Origin of the sequence: Tardiphaga sp. 619_E2_N8_4 (assembly GCF_051810905.1) — a bacterium.
In the GTDB taxonomy this organism is placed as follows: Bacteria; Pseudomonadota; Alphaproteobacteria; order Rhizobiales; family Xanthobacteraceae; genus Tardiphaga; species Tardiphaga robiniae.
On record NZ_JBPWQJ010000001.1, the window covers coordinates 5245105 to 5264304 of the forward strand.

At 60.1% G+C, this 19200-nt stretch carries 18 protein-coding genes; 8 read left to right on the plus strand and 10 right to left on the minus strand.

Annotated features, from left to right (window positions below; genetic code table 11):
* The first annotated feature begins 3 nt into the window (after positions 1-3).
* From AB8A23_RS25055 to AB8A23_RS25080, 6 genes are all read left to right on the plus strand, one after another.
* A complete protein-coding gene (locus AB8A23_RS25055) occupies positions 4-435 on the plus strand; it encodes a GlcG/HbpS family heme-binding protein (protein ID WP_175366765.1) in 432 nt (143 codons plus the stop codon).
* Between the two features lie 7 nt (positions 436-442).
* Positions 443-1408 carry a metallophosphoesterase gene (locus AB8A23_RS25060; RefSeq protein WP_439057781.1) on the plus strand — a complete coding sequence of 322 codons (966 nt, stop codon included), beginning with the start codon at positions 443-445 and terminating at the stop codon, positions 1406-1408.
* A 114-nt stretch (positions 1409-1522) separates the two neighbouring features.
* Positions 1523-2536, plus strand: coding sequence for a UDP-glucose 4-epimerase GalE (galE, locus tag AB8A23_RS25065; RefSeq protein ID WP_439057780.1), 1014 nt, complete (start codon positions 1523-1525; stop codon positions 2534-2536).
* Positions 2497-4101 (plus strand): hypothetical protein, encoded by a 1605-nt coding sequence (locus AB8A23_RS25070; RefSeq protein ID WP_439057779.1) that lies wholly within the window; start codon positions 2497-2499, stop codon positions 4099-4101. Before galE ends, AB8A23_RS25070 begins: the two co-directional genes overlap by 40 nt.
* A gap of 142 nt (positions 4102-4243) precedes the next feature.
* A complete protein-coding gene (locus tag AB8A23_RS25075; protein WP_439057778.1) occupies positions 4244-5236 on the plus strand; it encodes a glycosyltransferase family 2 protein in 993 nt (330 codons plus the stop codon).
* 14 nt (positions 5237-5250) lie between these two features.
* On the plus strand, positions 5251-5934 hold the full coding sequence (locus AB8A23_RS25080) for a class I SAM-dependent methyltransferase (RefSeq protein WP_439057777.1): 684 nt from the start codon (positions 5251-5253) through the stop codon (positions 5932-5934).
* Here AB8A23_RS25080 and AB8A23_RS25085 read toward each other — a convergent pair whose 3' ends face one another.
* The 4 genes from AB8A23_RS25085 to AB8A23_RS25100 form a co-directional block, all read right to left on the minus strand.
* The gene (locus AB8A23_RS25085; protein ID WP_439057776.1) at positions 5935-7326 is read right to left on the minus strand and encodes a hypothetical protein; all 1392 of its coding nucleotides are present in this window, start codon (positions 7324-7326) and stop codon (positions 5935-5937) included.
* Between the two features lie 156 nt (positions 7327-7482).
* Positions 7483-8262 carry an enoyl-CoA hydratase/isomerase family protein gene (locus tag AB8A23_RS25090; protein ID WP_439057775.1) on the minus strand — a complete coding sequence of 260 codons (780 nt, stop codon included), beginning with the start codon at positions 8260-8262 and terminating at the stop codon, positions 7483-7485.
* A gap of 44 nt (positions 8263-8306) precedes the next feature.
* A complete protein-coding gene (locus AB8A23_RS25095) occupies positions 8307-8957 on the minus strand; it encodes a glutathione S-transferase family protein (RefSeq protein ID WP_439057774.1) in 651 nt (216 codons plus the stop codon).
* A gap of 92 nt (positions 8958-9049) precedes the next feature.
* Positions 9050-9427 (minus strand): hypothetical protein, encoded by a 378-nt coding sequence (locus tag AB8A23_RS25100; RefSeq protein WP_439057773.1) that lies wholly within the window; start codon positions 9425-9427, stop codon positions 9050-9052.
* A 368-nt stretch (positions 9428-9795) separates the two neighbouring features.
* On the opposite strand from AB8A23_RS25100, the gene AB8A23_RS25105 reads away from it, so the two are divergent.
* Positions 9796-9978: a hypothetical protein gene (locus AB8A23_RS25105; protein ID WP_439057772.1), complete on the plus strand. Its 183-nt coding sequence runs from the start codon at positions 9796-9798 to the stop codon at positions 9976-9978.
* Positions 9979-10143: 165 nt separating this feature from the next.
* Here AB8A23_RS25105 and AB8A23_RS25110 read toward each other — a convergent pair whose 3' ends face one another.
* Positions 10144-11925 (minus strand): adenylate/guanylate cyclase domain-containing protein, encoded by a 1782-nt coding sequence (locus AB8A23_RS25110; protein WP_244628458.1) that lies wholly within the window; start codon positions 11923-11925, stop codon positions 10144-10146.
* A gap of 265 nt (positions 11926-12190) precedes the next feature.
* Between AB8A23_RS25110 and cysK the strand changes: the two genes are divergently transcribed.
* Complete coding sequence (cysK, locus tag AB8A23_RS25115; protein ID WP_184514913.1) at positions 12191-13246, plus strand: cysteine synthase A; 1056 nt, start codon at positions 12191-12193, stop codon at positions 13244-13246.
* A gap of 134 nt (positions 13247-13380) precedes the next feature.
* Here cysK and AB8A23_RS25120 read toward each other — a convergent pair whose 3' ends face one another.
* From AB8A23_RS25120 to AB8A23_RS25140, 5 genes are all read right to left on the minus strand, one after another.
* Complete coding sequence (locus AB8A23_RS25120) at positions 13381-13758, minus strand: hypothetical protein (RefSeq protein WP_439057771.1); 378 nt, start codon at positions 13756-13758, stop codon at positions 13381-13383.
* A 313-nt stretch (positions 13759-14071) separates the two neighbouring features.
* A complete protein-coding gene (locus tag AB8A23_RS25125) occupies positions 14072-14827 on the minus strand; it encodes an IclR family transcriptional regulator (RefSeq protein WP_309946428.1) in 756 nt (251 codons plus the stop codon).
* An 86-nt stretch (positions 14828-14913) separates the two neighbouring features.
* Entirely contained in the window at positions 14914-16002 is a 1089-nt protein-coding gene (locus tag AB8A23_RS25130; protein ID WP_093760248.1) for an extracellular solute-binding protein, read from the minus strand.
* Between the two features lie 31 nt (positions 16003-16033).
* On the minus strand, positions 16034-17827 hold the full coding sequence (locus AB8A23_RS25135; protein WP_439057770.1) for an ABC transporter permease subunit: 1794 nt from the start codon (positions 17825-17827) through the stop codon (positions 16034-16036).
* Entirely contained in the window at positions 17824-18975 is a 1152-nt protein-coding gene (locus AB8A23_RS25140) for an ABC transporter ATP-binding protein (RefSeq protein WP_439057769.1), read from the minus strand. The genes AB8A23_RS25135 and AB8A23_RS25140 overlap by 4 nt, the downstream gene beginning before the upstream one ends.
* Positions 18976-19200: the final 225 nt, after the last annotated feature.

A 19200-nucleotide genomic window follows, 5' to 3' on the forward strand; every position in this document is an offset into this window, starting at 1 on the left:
GATATGGCCGACCTCACCCTCGATACAGCCCGCAAGATCATTGATGGCGCTCTCGCCAAGGTGATCGAGATGAAGCTCAAGCCCATGGTCATCACGGTGCTCGACGCTCGCGGCTGCGTGAAGGCCACCATCGCGCAGGACGGCACCAGCCTGATGCGCGGCGAAGTCGCCCACGGAAAAGCCTATGGCGCATTGGCCATGGGGCTCGGCTCGCGGGCATTGTTCAAGCGTGCCGAGGAACAGCCGTTCTTCATCGATGCCGTGAATACCATGGCACGCGGCGCGCTGATCCCGGTGCCGGGTGGCGTTCTCATTCATGACACATCGGGCAGCCTGCTCGGCGCCATCGGCATCTCTGGCGATACATCCGACAATGACGAGATCGCAGCCGTCGCGGGCATCGAGACGGCCGGCCTCAAGGCCTCGACCGGCTAGATCGACGTTGACTCAGCCACCGCATCCCCCGATCGACGACAGCGCGCTACGCCCGCTGATCGACCGTATCGGGGATGCGCATGTGAAGGCACGGCTGGAGATCGAGACCCATCGGGATCACCAGCTGTTCGGCCAGGGCCGCCTGTTCTTCAATCTGGAGAACTGGCTCACCGCGCCGCCGATCGTCCGAATCGCGCTGCAACTCACCGGCCTCTATGGCCGCGCCCGCCGCGAGGCCAACCGCGTATTGGTCCGCGAGAATGCTGTTGCCTCACCGCGCCTGCCTGCCGCGTTCGACGGGTTCACGATCCTGCATATCAGCGATCTCCACGTCGATCTCAGCGAGGATGCACTGCGCCACCTGATCTCCTTCGTCGGCGATCTCGATTACGACATCTGTGTGTTGACCGGCGACTATCGTGGCAAGACCTATGGGCCGTATCAGCGCGCCACCGCAGGTGTCGGTGAACTGCGCGCGAGGCTGCGCGATTCTGTCTATGGCGTTCTCGGCAATCACGACAGTATCCGCATGACGCCGGCTTTGGAATCAATGGGCATCCGCATGATGTTCAACGAATGCGACGTGATTACCCGCGGCGATGACAGCATCTATCTCGCCGGCGTTGACGATCCGCATTTCTATCTCGCCGACGACATCCCGAAGGTCGCGTCGCAAATTCCGACGGACGCCTTCTCGATCCTGCTGTCGCACACGCCGGAGACCTATGCCGAGGCGGCCGAGCACAATTTCGACCTTATGCTGAGCGGCCACACCCATGGCGGCCAGCTCTGCCTGCCTGGCGGGTACGCCATCAAGCTGGAAGCCGTGTTGCCGCGCCATATGGGCAACGGCGCATGGCGCCATGAAGGCATGGCTGGCTATACATCCGTCGGCGTCGGCACCAGCCTGCTCCCGGTGCGGCTGAACTGCCCTCCGGAAGTGACGCTGCACCGGCTGAAACGCACCGGCTAGTCCATACATACGATTTACTAACCAAGGCGGCTATCGCTACGAACTGCCGTTTATTAAGCTGACAGAGCTAGTCTCAGTACTCGTCCGACGGCTTTCAGGCAGGACAATTCCAATATGACGGTAATGATTACAGGCGGTGCCGGCTTTATAGGTTCGCATATCTGCGTGGAGCTCATGCACGCCGGTCGTCAGGTCGTGATCTATGACAATTTCGGCAACAGCCATCCGGAAGTCATCAATCGGATCCGGCGGATCACCGGCACGGCGCCGGATGTCGTCAAAGGCGATGTACGCGATGTCAACACGTTGATATCGACCCTGTCGGCGCATGGCTGCAGCGCTGTCATTCACCTTGCCGGACTGAAGTCGGTTGCGGATTCCGTCAGCAAGTCGGCTGAGTATTACGATTGCAACGTGGTCGGAACCCTGAGGCTGGCTCAGGCTATGCAGCAGACCGGCGTGCGCAATATCGTGTTCTCGTCGTCGGCGACCGTCTATGGCGAGCCGGACGTGCTGCCCTTGCGGGAGGATCACAAGCTCGCACCAGCCAACCCTTATGGCCGCACGAAAATGCAGGCCGAGGAATTGCTCATCGACATCGCCCACTCCCTGAGCCCGCTGAACGTCGCGATTCTGCGCTATTTCAATCCGGTCGGCAGCCACGAAAGCGGGCTGATCGGAGAAGACCCCAATGGCGTTCCGAATAATTTGATGCCCTATATTTCACGCGTCGCTATCGGGCGACTGCCCGCGCTCAATGTTTATGGCAACGATTATCCGACACCGGACGGCACTGGCATACGTGACTACGGCCATGTGGTCGATCTGGCCGCCGCTCATATTGCGGCCCTCGACTGTGTCGACAAGCAGCGGGTCCTTAAGGTCAATTTGGGAACCGGCCAAGGCACCAGCGTGCTGGAATTGGTCGACGCCTATGCGCGTGCGAGTGGAAAGGTGATTCCTGTCACTTTTGCGCCGAGACGCCCCGGCGATATCGCCAGCTACTATGCAAGCGCAGAGCTTGCAGCAGATGTTCTCGGATGGCACGCAAAGCGCGGCATTGCAGAGATGTGTCGTGATGCCTGGAATTGGCAGCGGAAAAATCCCAACGGCTATCTCGACCAGTGAACATGATCACGCGAAATTCGAAGGCCATGTCTGCGCGAACGCAGGCGGACCCCAATCGGTCTGCAGGAATCATCGTTTTCGCACTGCTGACGATAGCCTCGCTCCTTCCCACATTGCTGACTCCGATTCCGGCGATGGTCGATTATCCCAATCACCTCGCCCGCATGTATCTTCTGGCCCAGAACGGTGATCCAGGAGCCAATCCATATTATGAAGTCCACTGGGCGCTGTATCCCAATCTTGGGATGGATTTGCTTGTCCCACGGCTCGCGCAGTGGGTCGGCGTCGAGAACGCAACCCGGCTGTTTCTGCTCTGCAGCCAAATACTGATTATTGGTGGCGCACTAGCCCTCGAACGGGTTGTGAAGGGCCGAGTTCAGATTGGCGGCTTCGTCGCGCTCTTGTTCGTCTACTGCCTGCCCTTCAGCTGGGGTTTTCTGAACTTCGAATTCGGCCTGGGCGTCTCGCTTTGGGGGGGCGCGGCCTATCTGACGGTCATCGAGCGTTCGTTCCTGACGCGCCTCGTCGTCAACACCTTTTTCGTCTCGGCGCTCTTCGCAGTTCATTTCTTTTCGCTCGGCATCTACGGCGCAGCGATCGGTCTTTACGAGTTGTGGCGCGCCCATCAACGGAAAGTGCCGTATCACGTCACCGCATTGCGACTGGTGCTTCTCGGCCTGCCAGTCGCTCTGCTGCTTCTGGTGATGCGCGCCACCGCCGGTTCTGTTGGCAGCGAGGGCACAGAGTGGCTGTTTCAGTACAAGCCGCTCTGGCTGTTTCGCATCATGAACGGCTATAATTTGACGGTGTCCGCCGCCAGCGTTCTGGTCTTGCTGATCTCATTGTATTTCGCGTTCAAGCGCAACGTCTTGACGATCGAACCGGTCGGCATTTGGCTCGCCGTCGGTTTTGCGCTTCTTTACCTCCTCATTCCGTCGAGGCTTTTCGGCACGTCATTTGCCGATCTCCGGATTATCCCTGCCGCAGTGATGATCGTTGCGGCGTTTTGCTCGCTATCGCTACCGAACCGGAAATGGCGGGCTGTCGTATTGCTGGTCGTCAGCGGCGTCATCATCGCCAATCTCGCAACCGTATTTGCGGTCTGGCTCTCTTATCGCGCAGACTATGCAGCGCTGATCGCTTCGTTTCAAAAACTTGACCGCGGTTCGCGGGTACTCGTGGGGACAAGCGGCGATGGCGACGACCCCCCATTCAAAGACCTTACGCAGTATCCGATGGCCTATGCCCCGACGCTGGCCGTGCATTACGCGAATGCTTTCGTCCCCAACGTGTTCACCGAGATTGGCAAGCAGCCCATTCGCCCCCGTGCCGACATGCAGCGGCTCGCCATTCCCTATGGCGGCCCCGTGCCGATGCGGCTGCTCGGCGCGATTGCGGCCGGCGGTACGACAACAGCCGTGCCTTCGTTCATCCAGACCTGGCACCGCGATTTCGACTATCTCTATGTACTCGGTCCCGCTTTAGCGAACCCGCTGCCCGGCAGACTGCAAGAGGTGGACAGGTCAGCACGATTTGTCATGTACAAGATTGACAGGCGGCCATAGCCGCGCGGTCTGGTTCGCACCTGGGCCTGCCTCATGGAACCGCGCAAAGACGGGTCAAGGCGCCTGATTTCAAGGCGCTTTGCAAGGCCGCCTTAACCATCAGGGTCTAGGATCCCGCTATTCAGCAGGGCGGAACTCCAAAATGGCGATTGATGGCGGGCAGATCATCTACAGCATCGTCGTGCCGGTCTATAACGAGGAGGCCGTGCTGCCTGTGTTGGTCCGCCGGCTGGGACTGCTGCTCGACCGCCTCGATGCGCCAGCGGAAGCCATCTTCGTGGACGACGGCAGCAGCGACACCAGCCCCATTGTGCTGCAGGCACTCGCCAAGAGTGATCCACGCTTCCGTTACATCGGCCTGTCGCGCAATTTCGGCCACCAGGTGGCCATCACCGCCGGCATGGACGCCGCGCAAGGCGACGCGATCGTCGTCATGGACGCGGATTTGCAGGACCCGCCTGAAATCGTCGAACAATTGATCGCCAAGTGGCGCGAAGGCAATGACGTGGTCTATGCGCGCCGCCTGTCCCGCGCGGGTGAAAGCGCGTTCAAGCGCGCCACCGCCCATGTGTTCTATCGGGTGCTTGGCCGTATGACCTCGGTTCGTATCCCGGCAGACGTCGGCGATTTCCGACTGATCGACCGCAAGGTGCTGGACGCGTTGCGCCAGATGCCGGAGCGCGATCGCTTCGTGCGCGGTATGATCGCCTGGCTCGGCTTCCGGCAGGCCGAAGTGAGCTTCCATCGTCTCGAACGCGCCGCCGGCGAAACCAAATATCCGCTGTTCAAGATGGCGCGGCTCGCCATGTCCGCTGCGCTGGGCTTTTCCGACGCGCCGCTGCGGCTGGCGATCTGGTGCGGTCTCGCGGTGTCGGGCCTGGCCCTGCTTTATGGCGGCTGGGTGCTGCTGCTGTGGATGACGAACGACCCGCATCTGGTCGCGGGTTGGTCGTCGATCATCGTCATCGTGTCCCTGCTCTGCGGGTTGAACATGCTGATGACCGGCATCGTCGGCCTCTATGTCGGGCGCATCCACGCAGAAGCGAAACATCGTCCACTTTATGTCGTGCAGAACCGCGTCGGTTTCGACCGCGATCAAAGCGAAGCATCCTACCGCACCTCGCGCAGCGCCTGACGGAGCGGATTGTCATGAGCCAGCTGTTCGACAGCTACCGCAGCAACTACCGCGACGTCGTTCAATCCTCGATCGACTTTTCCGGCCTGCCGCATAGCTTCTTCATGCGCGCCAAGGCTGATCTATTGCGCGAATTGATCGCAGCGCGGCTTCAATCAAAAAAGCCTGACATGCTCGATGTCGGTTGCGGCGTTGGCAGCTTCCATCCACTGCTGCGCGGCATGGTGGGTCGGCTCAGCGGCATAGACGTATCCTCCGCCAGTATTGCGCAGGCACAAGTCGACAACCCCGATGTCGACTACCGAGCTTTCGACGGCAGCGTCTTTCCATTCGCCGATGCCAGCTTCGATCTGATCACCACGATCTGCGTCATGCATCACGTCCCGCCTGTCGAATGGGCGGGTTTCATGCGTGAGATGCGGCGCGTTGTGCGGCCAGGAGGGCTGGTCTGTGTCATCGAACACAACCCGTTCAATCCGCTGACCCGTCTTGCTGTCGCGCGCTGTGAGTTCGATCGCGACGCGGTATTGCTCGGCGCGGGCAAGATGCAAAAGATCATGGCGGGCGCCGGCCTCCGCGACATCGCTTCGCGTCATTTCCTGCTACTGCCCTGGGAAGCGAAAGCCGCGCGGCGTGTCGAAAACGCCTTCAGCGGCCTGCCGCTGGGCGCACAATACGCCACTTTCGCCACTGCCTAATTACTTTGCCGTTGCATTCTGCCGCTTGTGGACCACCGCGACGTCGTCACCATAGACGCGCTTCCAGCCTGGCAGCTGATCGAGCAACGCCACCGCCGGAGTTTCCGGCTCCAGCAGCGTGGCATCTATTTTGTAATCTTCGAGCAGCTTCAGAAAATCATTCAGGTCCGCCAGCGAGAGGCCGCTGTTGTAGCGATGAAGAAATTTGCCGCCATAGAGTTCGCCGCGACCATCGATGAAAGTGGGAATTCCCGCGAAGATCAGATAGCCGCCAAACGAATAATCGTTGAGCACGCGGTTCGCCGCGGTCAGACCGGCGCTGGCCACCGCTGCCTGCGGCGTATTTCGCGCGGCGGGGCGAACGTCGCGCGCCGAAGAGATTACGGTCGCCACGATCATGACACCGACGGCACCGACCTGCAGCGCCCGACCTGAGCCGACCTCATTGGATGCGGCCCAGCTGCGAAACTGCTGCGCGATCGGCGCTACAAGATAGAGCGGCGCCAGCATGGCAAGCAGGTCGACGTTGCGCACCTGCGCCAGAGCAAAATGCAACAGGCCGATTAAGACCAGAGCCCGCACCACGGGAAGCGTCACGCCGCGCGACAGCGCAAAGATTCCCGCCAGCAGCAGGATCTCAAAGATCCCGATGCGGCCGAAATTCTGTGGCCGCCATTCGCCGATCCAGTTGAGCGCATCGCCAAGACCGAGCGTCGTCAGCGGCATCAACAGCGTGCCGGGCCCGTAAGGGGTCAGGCAGGATGCGGCAACAGCGAGAGCCGTGAAAGCGAGCCAATGGAGCACTTCGCGAGGCCGCTCGCGGAGCTTGTTTCGTATGAGGACTTCGAGGATTGCGGGTCCGATCAACCCCAGTGCCAGGATGACGCTGCCGTGGAGATTGGCCCAAAGGACCAGCAGCGGTAACGCCCAGTAAGGCGGTCGTGCACGCGTATCCATGGCACGAACGAGCGCGGTCGCCCAGGTCATCATGACCGGAAGTGCCAATACATGCGGCCGCGCCAGCAGATGGGGCGCGAGAAGAACGACCACGGCTGTAACAATGATCAATACCGGCTTCGGCGCAAGTTCGCGCAGCAGGAACCGGGTCAGAATCCCGACGGAAAGCGCGATGGCCGCGGCAGCGAGTGCCACGACGCCTTGCCAGCCGGCAAACGTATAGACCGCCCCGTAAATGACCTCGGAGAGCCATTCGAAGGCAAGCCAATGACCGCCATGCATGGAAAAGGAGAACGAGTCGGTCGACGGAATGACGCCATTCGCCAGGATCCAGCGGCCGATCGCGATATGAGAATAGCTGTCCGGATCGTTCAGCAGCCGCGGCCCGAGCGCCAGCAGCAGGCCATAGACGCACGCGCTCACCAGCAAAGGCATCGTTGCCCACACCGGGAACTGTTTGGCTGGGCTGCTGATGGCCTGGTCGCTCACGGGCTACGAGGGTACGGCGACACTGTTAATTCCACTTTAAGGCTGACGATGCGCCCGTGCGCCGGCTCGATGGTCTGTCGTGGCGCGCCACCGAGAGCCGCCCTATTTGCCTGGCCACACTGGCTTGCGCTTCTCGCCAAACGCCTTGAGGCCTTCTTTCGCATCCTCGGTCATCGACAGGATCGCGATCTGGCTTTCGGTATAGGCGATGCTCTCGTCGAACGACATCGCGGCGATGGCGCGCATCGCATATTTGCCGCGGCGAATGGCGGTCGGCGACTTGTCGGTGATGCGCGAGATCAGCCAGTCGACCTTGCTGTCGAGCTCGGCCGCCGGCACCACGTGATTCAGCAGGCCAGCGCCAAGCGCGGTCTGCGCGTCGAACGGCTCGCCGGTGATGCACCATTCGTTGACCAGACGACGTGGCGCAATGGACTGCAGCAGCGCCAGCACCTGCATCGGAAACACGCCGACCTTCACCTCGGGCAGACCGAAGATCACGTTGTCCGCGGCCACCGCCATGTCGGTCATGCACAGCAGCCCCATGCCACCGGCCATGCAGACGCCGTTAACGCGGGCGATGGCGGGCTTGGTGGCGTTTTGCGACAGCCGCATCAGATCCGCGAGATCACCATTGGGCTTGGAGAAATCCATCGAGAAGGCTGCACCCGCATTCGCCAGATCAGCGCCGGCGCAGAACGCCTTCTCGCCCGCGCCGGTCAGAACGATCACCCGTACGCCTGCGTCCTCATGCGCCATGCGATAGCCCTTGGCGATGCCGGCGATAACATCGCCATTCATGGCATTGCGCTTCTCCGGTCGGTTGATGGTGATCCAGAGTGCGGCGCCCTTCTTCTCCAGGATTACGCTATCATCGGCCATCGGTCTGCTCGCTTGGTTGAACTTGATGCGGCTGGTATAGCCGCTCAGAAGCGGCGCGCCAAACCCAGCGCGTCGCCGGCGCGGGTCTCCGACTCAACCGCACGCAGGTAGCCCTCGCGCTGCTGCAATCGCGCCCAATAGGCTGTGACACTCGGCCCGAATTGCGATGCAAGCCCGAGACGATTGGCCAGCAGCAGTGCATAGCCGACGGAAATGTCCGCGGCGGTGAAGCGGCCGGCACAGATATAGTCGTTGCCGGTGGTGATGGTCTCGATCATACGCAACCGTCCAAGAAAGAACTTCGAATAATCCTCGACCACCTGCGGATGACGGCGCTCCTCCGGCTCGAGCTTCGAATAACGCAGCACCAGCGCCTGCGGGAAGGTCAGCGTCGCCTCGCCGAAATGCAGCCCGTTCAGGAACGCGCCGTAGTCCGGCTCGTCGATGCCGACGGCCAGCGGCGTCGGACCGTATTTGGTCACCAGATATTGCGCGATCGCCGCCGATTCCGTCATCCGGATCTCGCCATCGAGCATCAGCGGGATGGTGCCGAGCGGATTGATGCCGAGATATTCCTTGGCAAAGACGCGCGGCGGGAACGGCAGCATCTTCAGCTCATAGGGCAGCTCGAGCTCTTCAAGCGTCCATAGCGGGCGGAACGAACGCGCGCGGGCGCAGTGATAGAGCGTGATCATCGGGCGAGACCTCCAAGCAGGCACGGACTATCGCCGTGCTGCCAGCCAATGAGAAGCAGACGCAAGGCTTCGTCAAGTCTTGCCTTTCTTCGTCAAGACTTGCCCTTCGCTACATGGGCCCGGCAAACCGGGTTTCGCCCTTCCCGATCGATGACACCCATCACCACGCGCACGTCACCGAGGCCGATCACGACGGCTTCGCGCCTCGGTTGCAACTGATGCGGCCAGCGGAAACGCTCCTCCACCGGCAATGACCAGGTGTGTTCCAACGGGTTCGGCACCGCATGCAGTGGATGATAGAAATTGAACGTGTAGGTCAGAAGGCTCAGCGTATCCGCCGGACCCAATCTGAAGATGAAGTAGCAGACGAGCACCGTGAGGTAATAGACCGGAAAGATGCGCAGCGCCCGGCGCATATAGAAGTCCTTGAAGGAGATGCGGCCGGTCTTGGCCCGTTCGCGCAGCAGCAAACGCGTGATCGGGTAAACACCACCACGCCAATCCCCCGAAAGCCGTCGAAAGCCGGAAATTTCTCTAGCCGCTTGGCGACGCCTGCATTCTCCGACATTGCGATCTCCCCGTTTGAACCGGGAATAGCAACGGCGCGAATAACGAGGGTGAAGGCGATTTACATGCCTACCACCTCAGGCGAAATGTTCGGGCTTAACGTGAATGTCCGTTTGCGCGGGAGTATTAGGGTCGACGCCGCCGCGTTTACCACAATCAGGACAATCTTCACTGCGAATCCAGCGCCGCTTACGGTCCGTTAAGCATCAGGGGACAGGCTGGGAACGATCGAAATTGACTCAACTTGTATTGGCAAGTGTGAGGGCAGCAGATGACCAGAGTTCAATATCTCAGGGAACAAGCGATCCGCGCCGAACGGTTGGCAAAGACTATTCTGGATGCCGTCACCGTCACGCGACTTGTCGAAGCGTCGCACGCATACCGCCAGGAAGCCGATCGCCTTGAGCAACACGAGGCGAGCGATCAGGCGACAACGATGTGGATGTCTCACTAGGGCGTGAACACATAAACTTGGAGCGGACGGCGAACGTCCGCTTAGGTGCCGATAACGGACTGAGGTCGGACATCGCCTCAGGTCCGAAAAGTGCCACAAGCGGAAGTCAACTCATCGAGATGTGCTCGGAAAGGTATCGATGCCGGCCGGCTCTCTCCGGTCGCCCTAGTCAGGCAACCCGAGCTTTCGGAGGTTTTCTGCCATACGGTTCAGAACAGCAGGCGAAAACACCATTGCCTGTTTGAATTTTGAAATCGTCAGATCGGGGTAAGTAAGCATCAACTCCTCGAATGCTTGTTTAGCTTCGCCGACCCGGCCGGCTCCCGACAGGACCGACGCCAAATTGCGATAAATCCAACTAGCGTTTGGCCGTTCTTCGAGGGCGCGCCGATAGAACGCGGCAGCCTTGTCGTATTCTTGCGCTACTTCATGCGCAGAGGCTATTCCTACATAGTTGTTGAAATTCATTGGATCAATCGGGCTCAGGCGCAGAGCGCGCTCGAAATTGTCAATTGCCTTCTGAGGCTGATCGGCATAGTTCTCTAGCCATCCGAGCCTACTCCAGGCCCATGCAGCGTTGGGGTCGAGGCTGACGGCTCGCTCAAGCAGTATACGCGCGGTTCCATGGTTGCGTACAAATGTGTGCACTGCGCCGAGTACCGCCAGAATGATAGGGTCATCGCCACTCATCTCTGCTGCCCGCTCGGCGAGCGATCGCGCCATTGCCTGGCTTCCAACGATGTCGTCCGCCCAGTTATAGACCGAGCGCTGGGCGTGGCACCAACCAGCAAGCGACAAAGCTAGGGGATATTCGGGATCAATCGCGAGCGCCTTTTCGAGGAGTTCAATCGCTTTAGCGCTTTCTTCCTTCTCCAACGCCCAGACATGAGGCATCGCTCTCATAGTATAGTCATAGCTGCTCAGGTCTTGCGGCCGTTTGCGTCGCGACCGCTCAATCTCGGCAATGCGGATGGAAGGCTGTAGAGCGCCTGCCACCTGCTCCGTTATTCGGTCTTCGAGGTCAAAGAACTCGTCGACTGCGCCGTCAAAGCGTGAGCTCCAAACGTGTGCCCCTCCCTCGGTTTCGATTAGCTGAACGATAATGCGGAGGCGATTGCCGACTTTTTGCACGCTACCCTCAAGCAAATAAGCAACGCCCAACTCCTTACCAACGTTGCGCGCATTTATCGCGCGGCCCTTATAGGTGAACGCTGAGCTACGGGCGATGACGAAAAAAGAGCGAATGCACGAAAGAGCTGCGGTAATTGCCTCGACGATACCATCAGCAAGGTAATCCTGACCCGCCTCAGCGGACATGTTGTCGAACGGCAGGACGACGATGGACGGTTTGTCAGGTAGCGCTAGATCTCGAACTTGTTTCGCAGACGAATTTGACGGGATCGCAGGAGCGCTCTCGCGGGCAAGCCGTATTAGCCATACGCGCATTGGCTCGGCAATATTCTTTAAAGTCTGCTCGCCGATGTCGTCGAAGGCGACGTCGAGCTTGCCGCGAATTTGCCTGTGTGCATCATCGGAGATGCAGATGCCGCCTGGCTCGGCAATTCCCTCAAGACGGGCTGCGATGTTGACACCATCGCCGAAAATATCGTTGTCGTCGATGATGATGTCCCCAACGTGTATGCCGATGCGAAATTCAATCCTGAGTTCCGGCGGAACGGCGGCGTTTTGTTGAGCCATCTCTCGCTGGATTTCCACCGAACAGCGCGCTGCATCGACAGCACTGGCGAATTCGACCAGCATGCCATCGCCAGTGGTCTTGACGATGCGACCGCAGTGCGTGGCGATCCTGGGATCGACAAGCGTCTTTCGAAACGTCTTTAGCTCCGCAAGCGTGCGCTCCTCGGCATGACCCATCAACCGGCTATAGCCGGCGACATCCGCCGCCAGCACAGCCGCCAGTCGCCGTTCCACGCGCTCGCCGGGCAAAAAACGCTCCCTGGCTCGGTGAAAAACTATCTGCCTCTACCAAAGCATAGGCGGTGGCTGTTCCGCTAGGTACAATGTCCAAAACAGGTCCATTTGCCGCGCTACGATCAATCAGGACGGGCGGTGAAGTCGGGTACGCCCTGAAAGCTAACTCTTGCGCGCCCAATGATTGTCCCCAATAACCGAGGGCAGCTTAGACGCAATGCATGGCAATTGGAGTCGCGATATTACTCGTCGCAAACAACGCAATGTCGGGAAATGCATCATGGGACGGAAATATCAAAGTATCGTCGAAACGATCGGTAATACGCCGGTAGTGCGGATCAATCGTCTGGCGCCGGAAGGCGTGAATCTCTTCGTAAAAATTGAAGCCTTCAACCCGCTTGGTTCAGTGAAGGACCGATTGGCTCTCGGAGTAATCGAGGCGGCCGAAAAATCCGGAGAGCTCAAGCCTGGTCAGACGGTCATAGAGGCGACAAGTGGAAATACGGGCATTGGTCTTGCCATGGTCTGCGCCGCCAAGGGATACCCGCTTGTGATCACCATGGCAGAGCCATTTAGCGTCGAGCGGCGTAAGCTCATGCGGTTCCTTGGAGCGAAGGTCATCGTAACTCCCGCGGCTGAGCGCGCCGTAGGCATGATCAACAAGACCATCGAGCTCGCCAGGGCGCATGGCTGGTACATGACTAGGCAGTTTGAGAATGAAGCCAATCCCGATATTCATTCGCGTACGACAGCGCGTGAGATACTCGACGATTTCTCCGGAGAACGGTTGGATTATTGGGTCACGGGCTATGGAACGGGCGGAACGTTAAAGGGCGTCGCGCGGGTGCTCGCAGAGGAGCGTCCCGAGACGAAGATAGTGGTTTGCGAGCCAGAGGATGCGCAGTTGTTGGCCAGTGGCACCCCGCAGTCGCGAAACTCAGATGGAACTCCGGCCGCCCCGCATCCGACATTCAAGCCCCATCCGATGCAAGGCTGGACGCCGGATTTCATCCCAAAACTCACCGACGATGCCGTCGCAATGAAGGTCATCGATCGCATCTTAGCGATCTCCGGTCCGGATGCCATTCGCTGCAGCAAGGACCTTGCTACCAAAGAGGGCATCTTTGTGGGTATTACCTCAGGCGCAACCTTTGCGGGCGCGCTCAAGGTTGCAGCCGAGGCAGAGAAAGGGGCAAATATTCTCTGCATGCTTCCCGATACCGGCGAGCGCTATTTGAGCACACCCCTTTTCGCTGATGTGTCGGCAGACATGAACGAGGAAGAGCTTGAGATCTCACGCTCTACGCCGAACGGACAGCTCAAGCCTGGCTCTTGATTTGCGAAGATCGAATAAAAAAACATCCGACATTATGAGGCCCGGACCGGAACGCGATGCTCTGCGCGCAATCAGTTCGCCCGACAGACGTCTCGTTGCGCTTTGAAAGCAGCAATGAATAACTCGAGGCCGGCCTAGGTTAATCCGCTTTCGGTGATCAGACCGAGCCGCATGAGGTTGACTGTTTCTATCGGACCATCACCATAGGCTGATCCGCCGCCGAACAGCTTGTTCATAATTCGCTGTTCGCGGCGCGTTAGCTCGTTCCAGAGGATCAAATCATTCATCCCAAATGCCTCGCGAGAATCATTGCGTGACGTTGCGAGATTAGCCGATCGCTCGGAGGCGAAATCGTGGCGATTCAGTTGTCGCCATTGAAAGTAGATTCGACGCCAGCGACTTCGAAGCAGGACATGCAAAACACGTGCAGCGGACACCTTGTTGATCACTGGTGATGGCCGTGGCCGACGATGCTCAGCCAAGGCCACCACGCAATAGCGGCAGTCGATCAACTTTCGCTTTCACAGCGAACGCGACGGTTTGCGAGAGTACTACCAGTTATTTCGCGGCGTCGCGGGTGACGTCCCTGTGCTCGCCGCGCTCCTGCGACCGCGCGCGCCGGTGCCCAGGAGATCGAAACAGCCCATGTCTGGTGTGGGTCATTCGGGTCGATTTTGGCATGTCCGGATATGTCCGCTTACGGGGTAATCTCGCAAGTACGGTCTTCCGTTTTTTGCCGATTGAAGGCATCGGCTTAGACGTGATTCAGGCGACCAAACCGAAGCATCGATGCGGTATCACGGACTTCGAATGGGCAGCCATTGTTCACATCGCACGAACATGGCCGAGTGCCAGGCCGATGGCGCGCGCCGCTTCCATCACGTGAACAGCGTATTCCTTGATCTGCTTTCGCTTGACCCGGATGTCCGGGCCAGACATGCCGATGGCTCCGACGAGTTCACCGGAGCGTCCAACGATGGCGCAAGCGCAGGCGGCGATACCTTCCCGCCATTCGCCATGCAGCACTGACGAATAGCCTTGTGCCCGCGCCGCATGGATGTCTTCGCGCAACTCCTCGATGGTCGTTCGCGTCGTATCCGTATAACGCTTGAGATGCGGGCGAAAGTTCTCCAGATATTCGTCCGGCATTTGCGCGAGCATCGCCTTCCCGGTTGCCATGGTGAATGCAGGCGCACGCATGCCGACGCTGGTATGCGCGCGGATATGATGCGCGCTTTCAATCTTGTCCACATAGACAACGTCGGTGCCCTCGAGCACCGACAGATGAACGGTCTCTCCGGTAACTTCGGCCAGCGCCGTCATCGCCGGGCGTGCGATACGGATCAGATCCATGCGCTGAATGACGTGGTTGCCGAGCACCCATAGCTTGGTTGTGAGTTCGTAGGTGCTGTGCGGCGGAATCTGGCGAACGAAGCCCTGCGATTGCAGCGTCGCCAGCAGTCGATGCACATTGCTCTTGGTGAACTTCAGCTCATTGGCGAGATCGGTGACCCCGCGTGGCTGCTCGCTCATCGCGAGCGCCTCGAGGAGCCTCAGTCCCTTGATAAATGCCTTATCCATCCAAGCAGCCGATGTGAGGTAGTTCTCTGTTGCGAACAGACCGGCGGCGCTGGGCCGCCGCCGGTCTCATTGTTGTATGGCGCGATTTACTGGGCAAGCAGTGCGTTCAGCTTTTCCTGCGCATATTCTTCATTGGTCGAATTGCCAGCGGGCGATGGCGCCCCCCAGAAGTCCGGGCTCCATTCGATCGCCTTGGAGACGTTCTCAGGATTGTTCGCCCAATAGCGCGCGACGTTCTTATCCGTCGCAGCATCGAACACGACCTTCGAAGGAAGCGCGACCGGGAAAGTGGAGGTCAGCTGGGCGGCGCGCTTGGGGTCGAGACGCCAGGACAGCAGCTTGAGCGCGTTATCATAGTTCGGCGCGCCCTTCGGAATCGAGAAGAAGTCGTAATAGACGAAGCCTTGATTGAAGGTGAGATCAATCGGAGCGCCTTCCAGCGCCAGTTTGCTCATCGACCCCGTATAGGCCTGGCACATATCGGCCTCACCATCGAGGATCAGCTGCGGCGGCTGCGCGGCGGTGGTCCACCATTTGACGATGTGCGGCTTGATCTCCTTGATCTTCTTGAGCGCACGCTCCATGTCGATCGGATACAGCTTGCTCTTGTCGACACCGTCGGCCATCAGCGCTGCCTCGAAGGTGAAGCGCGGCCAGGCCGGCATGCAGCGGCGCCCCGGAAACTTCTTCACGTCCCAGAAGTCGGCCCAGTTCTGCGGTGCCTTATCGCCCTTGAACTTGTCCTTGTTGTAGACGAGGCCGACACCGATCACCTGCAGCGCGACGCCCTTCTTGCGCTTCAGATTGTCCGGCATCGCCGCCAAGGTCTTCTGCGCGGATTCCGACAGTTTGGAATAGTCGATGTCAGCCAGGCAGCAGTCGCCGAGCAGCTTGGTTTCCTGATCGAAGATGAAGGTCAGATCCCACTGCGCCTTGCCAGCTTCGGCCTGCGCCTTGATGCGCGGACCGCTGCGCGCTTCCTGCACGGTGACGACCTTGATGCCGGTTTCCTTCTCAAACGGATCGTACATCACCTTGCGTAGCGCATCGCCATAGCCGCCGCCCGGATCCTGCATGATGACGACGTTGCTCTGGGCAACGGCCAGACCCGTCCCCATGGCGATGAACGCCGCCGAAGCCAAGGCCGGCAGCCTGAAGCGTTTCATTCCCAGCATAGTGTGTTTCCTCCTGTTTGATCGTTTGTCATCAGGTCGCTTTTTGCGACGTTGCGAGCACTGGCCGGGCGAGGAACAGTCCTCCCACGACCAGCAGCACTTCGAGCGTGGACACGACGGCCAGTACCGGGTTGAGCCGGTAATTGATATCGCCCCATAGCATCAACGGAAGCGTCTTCAGCTGCGCGCTCGACAGGAACAGGGTCAGCACCAATTCGTCGAACGAATGCAGGAACGCAAAGAAGGTCGCGGCCGCAAGGCCCGGCGCAATCGCCGGCAGCGTCACCAGCCGCAGCACCGTGAGCGACGACGCGCCATGGACCGAGGCGGCCTGTTCGAGCCGCGAGTCCACGCTCTGCAGCGCAGCAGACAGGATCACCACCACAATCGGCAAACCGCCAATGGCATGGGCCGCCGCAAGGCCGAACACCGAGCCGACCAGATCGAACTTCAAGAACAGCGTGTAGAGCGACAAGCCGAGCACCACCGGCGGCACGATGATCGGGCTGACCAGCAGCAGCATGATCGCGGATTTGCCGCGCACATTACCTCTGACGATGCCGAGCGCCGCGCATGTGCCGAGCCCGACCGCAATGAAGGCCGAGACCGCCGCGATCAGCGCGGATGTCCAGAACGCGCGCATCCAGTTGGTGTCGGAGAAGAACTGCTCGTACCAGCGCAGCGAGAAGCCCGGCGGCGGGAAGGTCAGATAGCTGGCGCTGCTGAACGAGATGATCATAACGACCACGATGGGCAGGATCAACAGCGCGACCACCAGGCCACCCATCAGGCGGACCGTCCATGTGCCGCAACTAGCCGGCAGCATGCCGAACAGCCGAAGCAGCGGCCAACCGATGGCGTCAGCAAATGCGCTGCCGAAGCTGCGACGTGCGGTGCCGGACGTTGCCGCTGGCGCGGCCTTCCCTGCTGTCGTCTCGGTGAGCTTGCGCCCGCCCCAGATGAATTCCAGGCCAAGGAAACGTCCGGCGATGGCGACCACCAGCAGCGTGATCAACAGCAGCACGACGCCCAGCGCCTGCAGGAAGCCCTCCGACGTCACCGAGTCCGCCTGTTGCGTGATATGCATGGCGAACATCTGGTCGCCCGGGCCGCCGAGCAGTGTCGGCGTGATGAAGAAGCCGATCGCGGCCACGAAAACCAGCAGGAAGCCGGCGCCAATGCCGGGCAGCGTCAGCGGCAGCAGCACCCGCCAAAACACGGCAATAGGCCCCGCACCGCTGGCCAGCGCCGCGCGTGTGAGACCGGGATCGAGCCGCGACACGCTCGAATAGATGGTCAGCACCATCAGCGGCAGCAGCACCGCCGTCATGCCGAGCAGCACGGTGCCGCGGTGAAACAAGAGCTGGACCGGCTCGCTCAGGATACCGATCGACACCAGAAATTTGTTGACCGGTCCATTGCGGCCAAGCAGCACCATCCATGCATAGGTGCGGATCAGGATCGCGATGAAGTATGGCAGCACGATCGCGGTGGCGATCAGCGCGCGGGTGATGCCGCGGGTGCGATGGATCAGGAGTGCGGTGGGATAGCCGAACAACAGGCACAGGAATGCGACCGTGACCGAGATCTGCATGGTGCGGACCAGCGATTCCCAATAGAGCGGCACCGCAAAGACGCGTTGGAAATAGGTCAGCCAGCTTGGCCCGCTGATACTGATGCGAATGAGATCGACCAGCGGCAGCAGATAGATGAACGACAGGAAAGCGACCGCGGGCAGCAGCAGCAGCGCGGGGTTCTTGAGCTTCATGGCCAGGCTGGAGCTCGCCTGATGCCGCGGCTCCTCGGACAGCGAGATCGTCGTCATGTCAGCACCCAGCAGTCTTCCGGACCCCAGCTCACATGCAGGCGATCGCCGATATCGGGCAGCGGCCGCCTGGCGGTGTCGGTGCAGCGGATCAGCAGCGTGTCGCCGCCGTCCATCTGCGCCTCGATGCGCAGGATCTCGCCGAGGAAGATCGCTGACGTCACAGTCACCGGAGTCGAGCTTGCGGTTGGCTCGCTGGTAATCGCGATGCGCTCGGGCCGCACCAGCACGGTGACGCGGCCAACATCGATGGCGTCGCGGCTCTCGGCATCGAACACATAGCCGGCGCGGTTCTTCAGCGTCACGGTGGTGCCGCGCTTCTGCATGATCTCGGCTTCGATCAGATTGCTCTCGCCGACAAACGACGCCACGAAACGATTGGACGGGTGGCGATAGATGTCGACCGGGCGGCCGATCTGCACGATCCTGCCGGCATCCAGCACGGCGATGCGATCGCTCATGGTGAGCGCTTCGCCCTGATCATGTGTCACGAACAGGATCGTGCTGCCGATCGTCTGATGCAGATCGCGTATCTCGATCTGGATTGATTCGCGCAGCCGGCGGTCGAGCGCGCTGAGCGGCTCGTCCATCAGCACGACCTTCGGCCGCATCACGATGGCGCGCGCAATGGCGACGCGCTGTTGCTGTCCGCCGGACATTTCCGACGGCGATTTGTTCGCATGATCCGACAGGCGCATGATTTCCAGCGTCTCGGCGACGCGCCGCTCGGTGGTGGCGCGATCGACGCCGGCCATGCGCAGCGGGAACGCGACATTCTGTGTCACCGTCATGTTGGGAAACAGCGCATAGCTCTGGAACACCATGCCGAATCCGCGCTTATGCGTGGGCACGTTGTGCACCGGCCTGCCGTCCACGAGAATCTCGCCGCCGTCGAGGCTCTGGAAACCGGCCAGCAGGTTCAGCAATGTGGTCTTGCCGCTGCCGGACGGGCCGAGCAGCGTGATGAATTCGCCGGGTTCGATATCGAGATTGATACGATTGACGGCATGGAACTGGCCGTACCGTTTCTCGGCATCGCGAACTGCGATGCGCGAACCGATGACCTGACGCTCGCTTGCGCCGCCCGACTGCGACGCCGGAACACCCGCGCCGGAATGTCCCACGCGCAGCGCCAATGGCTCAGCCATCATCAACCTCCCTGGTCGTTCTATATTATGAGACGTTATTCCAATTATTGTTGGCGTGACGCATCGTCTTGTCAAGTGAATGCGCGATGCGACGACGCGCCGATCGTCATCGACTTACCGACGGGTTTGCATTTTCCCCTATTGGCAAAGTGCTTCGCGACACAAACGGATTGACAGCCGCGGCGCCGCGCGACTAATTTTATTTAGAACCATGTTCTACAATAT

Coding starts and splice junctions, on each gene's coding strand:
- AB8A23_RS25105 (WP_439057772.1), top strand. CDS start 9,796: ATGACCAGAGTTCAATATCTCAGGGAACAAGCGATCCGCGCCGAACGG.
- AB8A23_RS25130 (WP_093760248.1), bottom strand. CDS start 16,002: ATGCTGGGAATGAAACGCTTCAGGCTGCCGGCCTTGGCTTCGGCGGCG.
- AB8A23_RS25095 (WP_439057774.1), bottom strand. CDS start 8,957: ATGATCACGCTCTATCACTGCGCCCGCGCGCGTTCGTTCCGCCCGCTA.
- AB8A23_RS25090 (WP_439057775.1), bottom strand. CDS start 8,262: ATGGCCGATGATAGCGTAATCCTGGAGAAGAAGGGCGCCGCACTCTGG.
- AB8A23_RS25125 (WP_309946428.1), bottom strand. CDS start 14,827: ATGGATAAGGCATTTATCAAGGGACTGAGGCTCCTCGAGGCGCTCGCG.
- AB8A23_RS25135 (WP_439057770.1), bottom strand. CDS start 17,827: ATGACGACGATCTCGCTGTCCGAGGAGCCGCGGCATCAGGCGAGCTCC.
- cysK (WP_184514913.1), top strand. CDS start 12,191: ATGGGACGGAAATATCAAAGTATCGTCGAAACGATCGGTAATACGCCG.
- AB8A23_RS25055 (WP_175366765.1), top strand. CDS start 4: ATGGCCGACCTCACCCTCGATACAGCCCGCAAGATCATTGATGGCGCT.
- AB8A23_RS25075 (WP_439057778.1), top strand. CDS start 4,244: ATGGCGATTGATGGCGGGCAGATCATCTACAGCATCGTCGTGCCGGTC.
- AB8A23_RS25140 (WP_439057769.1), bottom strand. CDS start 18,975: ATGGCTGAGCCATTGGCGCTGCGCGTGGGACATTCCGGCGCGGGTGTT.
- galE (WP_439057780.1), top strand. CDS start 1,523: ATGACGGTAATGATTACAGGCGGTGCCGGCTTTATAGGTTCGCATATC.
- AB8A23_RS25080 (WP_439057777.1), top strand. CDS start 5,251: ATGAGCCAGCTGTTCGACAGCTACCGCAGCAACTACCGCGACGTCGTT.
- AB8A23_RS25085 (WP_439057776.1), bottom strand. CDS start 7,326: ATGCCTTTGCTGGTGAGCGCGTGCGTCTATGGCCTGCTGCTGGCGCTC.